The sequence below is a fragment of the Glycocaulis sp. genome (assembly GCF_052168375.1).
In the GTDB taxonomy this organism is placed as follows: domain Bacteria; phylum Pseudomonadota; class Alphaproteobacteria; order Caulobacterales; family Maricaulaceae; genus Glycocaulis.
In genome coordinates this window covers 1-4,760 of sequence record NZ_JBQLZR010000243.1, presented here as the reverse complement: position 1 = coordinate 4,760, position 4,760 = coordinate 1, and the positions used below count along the sequence as shown (strand labels likewise).

7 protein-coding genes and 1 pseudogene are annotated in these 4,760 nt (G+C 64.7%); 2 read left to right on the top strand and 6 right to left on the bottom strand.

What is annotated here, in order from left to right; translation table 11 throughout:
* Both ACTS2Z_RS09800 and ACTS2Z_RS09795 read left to right on the top strand, forming a co-directional pair.
* A pseudogene (locus ACTS2Z_RS09800) lies at positions 1 to 184 on the top strand (3-dehydroquinate synthase); the annotation flags it as partial.
* Entirely contained in the window at positions 185 to 1,468 is a 1,284-nt protein-coding gene (locus ACTS2Z_RS09795) for an HlyC/CorC family transporter (protein WP_442573030.1), read from the top strand.
* A 3-nt stretch (positions 1,469 to 1,471) separates the two neighbouring features.
* Here the strand turns inward: ACTS2Z_RS09795 and ACTS2Z_RS09790 are convergent, their stop codons facing one another.
* The 6 genes from ACTS2Z_RS09790 to ACTS2Z_RS09765 all read right to left on the bottom strand — a co-directional run.
* A complete protein-coding gene (locus tag ACTS2Z_RS09790) occupies positions 1,472 to 2,053 on the bottom strand; it encodes a hypothetical protein (RefSeq protein ID WP_442573029.1) in 582 nt (193 codons plus the stop codon).
* A 15-nt stretch (positions 2,054 to 2,068) separates the two neighbouring features.
* The gene (locus ACTS2Z_RS09785) at positions 2,069 to 2,362 is read right to left on the bottom strand and encodes a DUF2312 domain-containing protein (protein ID WP_442573028.1); all 294 of its coding nucleotides are present in this window, start codon (positions 2,360 to 2,362) and stop codon (positions 2,069 to 2,071) included.
* Positions 2,363 to 2,448: 86 nt separating this feature from the next.
* Positions 2,449 to 3,324, bottom strand: coding sequence for an alpha/beta fold hydrolase (locus ACTS2Z_RS09780; protein WP_442573027.1), 876 nt, complete (start codon positions 3,322 to 3,324; stop codon positions 2,449 to 2,451).
* Positions 3,325 to 3,382: 58 nt separating this feature from the next.
* The gene (locus tag ACTS2Z_RS09775) at positions 3,383 to 4,012 is read right to left on the bottom strand and encodes a tetratricopeptide repeat protein (RefSeq protein WP_442573026.1); all 630 of its coding nucleotides are present in this window, start codon (positions 4,010 to 4,012) and stop codon (positions 3,383 to 3,385) included.
* A 21-nt stretch (positions 4,013 to 4,033) separates the two neighbouring features.
* The gene (locus ACTS2Z_RS09770) at positions 4,034 to 4,303 is read right to left on the bottom strand and encodes an usg protein (RefSeq protein WP_442573025.1); all 270 of its coding nucleotides are present in this window, start codon (positions 4,301 to 4,303) and stop codon (positions 4,034 to 4,036) included.
* Positions 4,304 to 4,433: 130 nt separating this feature from the next.
* On the bottom strand, positions 4,434 to 4,760 hold a 327-nt coding region (locus tag ACTS2Z_RS09765; RefSeq protein ID WP_442573024.1), incomplete at its 5' end, for a hypothetical protein.

The window sequence follows — 4,760 nt, the reverse complement described above, 5'->3', positions numbered from 1 at the left end:
GAGCATCGCAGAGCTTCCCGGCGGACCCTATGATGCGGCCGCGCTCGCCGCGCGCATGGGTCAGGACAAGAAGAATGTGAAGGCCGGGATCACGCTCATACTGGCGCGCGGCATCGGCGAAGCCTTTGTTTCGCCCGGCCATACACCGGGAAAAATCGAAATGTTTCTTCAAGGAGAGCTCTAGATGGAGATCGTGTTCGAGCCATGGATGGGATGGGCGTTCGCCGCTATTCTCGTTCTGCTCTTCCTGTCAGGCTTCTTTTCCGGTTCGGAAACGGCGCTGACCGCGACCTCCAAGGCGCGCATGCTGGCGCTGGAGAAGGAGCGCAATGCGGCAGCCGCCCGCGTCGGCGTGCTGATCGAGGACCGCGAGAGCCTTATCGGCGCCATTCTGCTGGGCAATAACCTCGTGAACATCCTCGCCTCGTCCATCGCGGCGGCGGTGTTCCTGGCCATGTTCGGCGAGGCTGGCGTTCCCATCGCCACGCTGGTGATGACGGCACTGGTGCTGGTCTTTTCCGAGGTGATGCCGAAAACCTATGCGCTGTCCAACCCGGACCGGCTGGCCATGTTCGTCTCCCTGCCTATCCGCATTGTCACGGCCGTGTTCGGCCCGGTGGTCGCGGGCGTGCAGGTGGTGGTGCGCGGAACCTTGCGCCTTCTGGGCGCCGACGTGACCGGCCCGGTGCTCTCTGCGCACGAGGAAATCCGTGGACAGATCGACCTGCATTTGCAGGAAGGCGGCGTGGTGAAGCATGACCGCGACATGCTGGGCGGCGTGCTGGACTTGCGCGAACTGACCGTCGACGACGTCATCGTTCACCGCAAGAACCTCGTCATGCTCGATATTGACCAGCCGGTGGAGCAGCTGGTCGAGGCGGCGCTGACCAGCCCGCACACCCGACTGCCCCTCTGGCAGGGCGATCCGGAAAACATTGTCGGTATTCTGCATGCGCGCGATCTTGCCCGGGCGCTGCACGGCGCGGGCGGTGACGCGTCCAGGATCGACATACATGCGCTCAAGCGTGAGCCCTGGTTCGTGCCCGAGACGCGCGAGCTGTTTGACCAGCTCAACGCCTTCAGGGCCAAGCGCGAACACTTTGCCCTGGTCGTTGATGAATATGGCGCGCTGATGGGCGTGGTGACGCTGGAAGACATTCTCGAGGAGATTGTCGGCGAGATCGAGGATGAACACGATCTCGGCCAGCAGGGTGAGTTTGTTCTCGATGCGGATGGTTCAGTCACGGTGGACGGTGCCGCCGGCATTCGCGAGATCAACCGGTCGCTCGACTGGGATCTGCCCGATGACGAGGCGGTGACCATTGCCGGCCTCGTGATCCATGAGGCGCAGACGATCCCTGAGCCGGGGCAGCGCTTCCGCTTTCACGGGATCCAGTTCGATATCATCGAGCGCCGCCGCAACCAGATCACCAAGGTGCGCCTGACCCCGCTGGGTGAGGAGGAGTAGGGACTAATCGTCCTTGCCGCCCTTGATCACGGTAAAGCGCGCGCGTCCGGCAGGTGTGGCCGGGCGGAGAGGCGCGGACGCATCGCTTGCCGGCGTGCCGGCATCGCTCTTTCGGGGCGGGTTATTGCGGGGCGCTGGTGCCGGTACCGCGATCGGGCGGGCGGGCTTGACCGGCGCTTCGGGCACATCCTCGTTGATGTCGCGTATATTGGCGCGTGGTGCCGCACGTTTTGACGAAAAGCCGGACCGGGTGCCCTTCTCCTTCGACTTGAAGCCGGAGCGCATCCAGCGGCGGATTTCCTTGCCTTTGGCCTTGGCCTCCAGCTCTTTCAGCTTGGCGGCCTGAAGCTGGGAGAGGGGTTCGTCCAGCAGGCCTTTTTCCGGATCGTTGAACGCCGAGCCGAACGTATTGAGGCGCTCCTCCACGCTGCCGAGAAACTCGTCTTCCCATTCTGTCAGGAGGGCGCGGGCCTCGCGGGCTGCCTCGGTATCGCCATCGGCTTCGGCGTCCGCCAGAGCCCTGCGGACGCGTTCAAGACGGCGCAGGGCTTTCTTCTTCTTGCGTTCGTCGATCTCGCGGCTCATGGCACCGCCAGTCTATCAGAGATCGCCCAGAGCGCCGAGATAGGTTTCAAGCACGGCTTCCATTTCCATGCGTTCCTGCCGGTCCTGCTTGCGGATGCGGATCACCTGGCGGAGCACTTTCACGTCAAAACCATTGCCCTTGGCCTCGTCGTAGACTTCCTTGATGTCGGCCATCAGGGCCTTCTTTTCCTCTTCCAGCCGTTCGATGCGCGCAACGATGGCGCGCAACTGTTCGTCGGCCTTGGGCGTGCCGCCCTGGACAGGGGCGCTGGCAGCGTCGGCGGACGTGTGGGTGAAGGGTTCGGCCATGGGGCGTCCTCATCTGGCAAAGGCGGTCGCGAAATTGCCCGTCTGGCTTAGGACGCGATGGCAGGCCGGGCAATGGGGCAGTGCGCCTAATCCACACCTGCAGCGCGGGCCTGCACGGTGCGGATGGCATCGGCAACGCGGCTCGCATGGGCAAAATGCGGGTTGTGGCCTGCGCCCTCGATCAGCACCAGCTCGGCGTTTGGCATGGTTTCGGCCACCGGCACGGCATGGCGGTTTGTCGCCACCACGCTGTCTTGAGTGCCTGCGATGATGACGGTTGGCTGGGTGATTTCGCCGTAGCGGTTCTCTTGCGCTTCAAGGTGCGCGTTGACGTTCGCCATGTCGGCGGCATTCGCCTTCCAGACGCGGGCCTCCAGCAGCAGGGCAAGTGCGGTGTCCTCGACATAGTTGTCCGGCACGGGTTCGGGCGAGAAGGCGCTCGCGGCGCCCGATTCCAGTTGTGCGCGCCCATAGGTCGGGACGATCAGCCGGGTGATGACGGGGCCGATGACAGGCCAGTGGGTCGCCCGGTTGTAGAGCGCGGCCTCGCCGACATTCGCCCGGATTGCCGGCGCGATGAGAACAATGCCGGACACGGCCTGCGGGTGGTCCATCGCGAGACGCAACGATATCGCCGCGCCCCAGGAATGGCCGGTCACCAGAACAGGGCCGGCGGCTACAGTTTCCAGAAAACTTGCGATCAGCGCCGCTTCCCGTTCCGGATTCCACGCTCCCGAAGGCCGCCGCGAATGTCCAAGGCCGGGCCGGTCCAGCCAGATCACCCGTTGCCCTGCCAGCGCATCGCCGAGCCCTGTCAGCGGTTCTCGCAAGTTTGCAGACGCGCCGTGCAGCACCAGTACGGGCGAACCGGTCTCAGGCCCGGTCACATGATAATGCAGGCGGGTCTCGTCGATCTCGATGAACTGGCCGACGGGTTGCAGCGGATTGTCGCCAGCGGGCATGGCACGGCCTCCGGTGCAGGCAGTGAGAACGAGCAGAAACGCGGTGAGAACAATGAGACTAGAGCGCACGGCCTGACATCTGGTTTTCAAGGCGCGCACGAGCCTGACGGGCTTGCGGGTGCCACGGGTGAACACGCAATGCCTCTTCATACGCAGCCAGGGCCGCTGCCGGTTCACTTGCCTGTTCCAGCGTCCGTCCCAGAAGGGCGTAGGCGTCAAAGCGGCGCGGTTCCAGATTGACCGCGCGCGTCAGCGCATCCAGCGCAAAATCCCAGTCACCCTCGCCAATGGCGAGCTGGGCCGAAACCAGCCAGCCTTCGGCAAAATCCGGCTCCAGCAGGCGCAGATAGGCATAGGCGCTCTTCGCGGTCTCCATGTCCCGCTCGGCGAGCGCGCGCTCGGCCCGCTCCAGAAGCAGCGACGCGGTTGCGCCAGCCGACTGGCGCCAGATGGAGCGCACCTCGTCGGCAATGGTCTCGCCCTCGATTTCGGACGAGGCTTCGGCCAGTGCGGCCAGACGCTCGTCCAGCCGTTCTTCCAGGGTCAGCGACTCGCGCGGCTCATCGGCCGTTTCCGGCGTGAGCGTGACGCCCGGCGGCACGGCGGCCAGAGCGATCATCAGGGATGCAAGGTGCGCGATCATGGCGCAGAGGATAACGCCGCGCTGCGGCGCGGCAAGCGTGGCCACTCACCTCGCTTGGGGCAGAGCCTAGTGCAGGCGCTCCATCAGGGCTGCGCCGCGCCATTCTGCCGGGCGGACCAGTCCGGCATGGGCGACACGCACCGAATGGATCACCGCCTCTATCTCGCGCCGCCAGTGGTCGAGAAAGGCTTTCAGGCGGGGAAAGTCCGGCGCGATGTCCTGCGTCTGCCAGCTGAAACTCTGCAACAGGCTCGGATAGTCCGGACGGTAATAGAGGATTTCCGCCGTGGTCAGGCGTGCGCCCCTCAATTGCGCGGCAAAGTCTGTCTCGCTCATGGCCCTCTCCATAACCGACAGGGAAAAGCTTGACGCAAGCCATCCTGTCAGGCAAGAGCCTGCACGCGAAATCCTGAATGATTTCTGTATGTTGTTAGCAGCCGGATGTTCCGTGTGCTAACAATCTGCGCTAGCCGCGCGTGCGCTGAGCCTCGGCTATTTCGCCGCGCAGGACGAGGCTGTCGATATCGTCATCGTCGAGGGTCAGCGCTGCGGCGATGTCGGAAGCGGCTCCATCCAGATTTCCGGCATTCAGCCGGGCGCGGGCGCGTACCTGACGGGCGCGGACCGATGCATCATCGAGTTCGAGCGCTTCACCGGAGGCTTCTTCGGCCAGCGCCCAGTTCTCCTGCCTCAGCGCAGCTTCTGCCACACCCAGCGCAAGGCCGGCATGGTCGGGCGCGAAATCGCGCGCGCGGCGGAAGGCGCGTTCGGCATTGGCCGGTTCGTTGGCGGC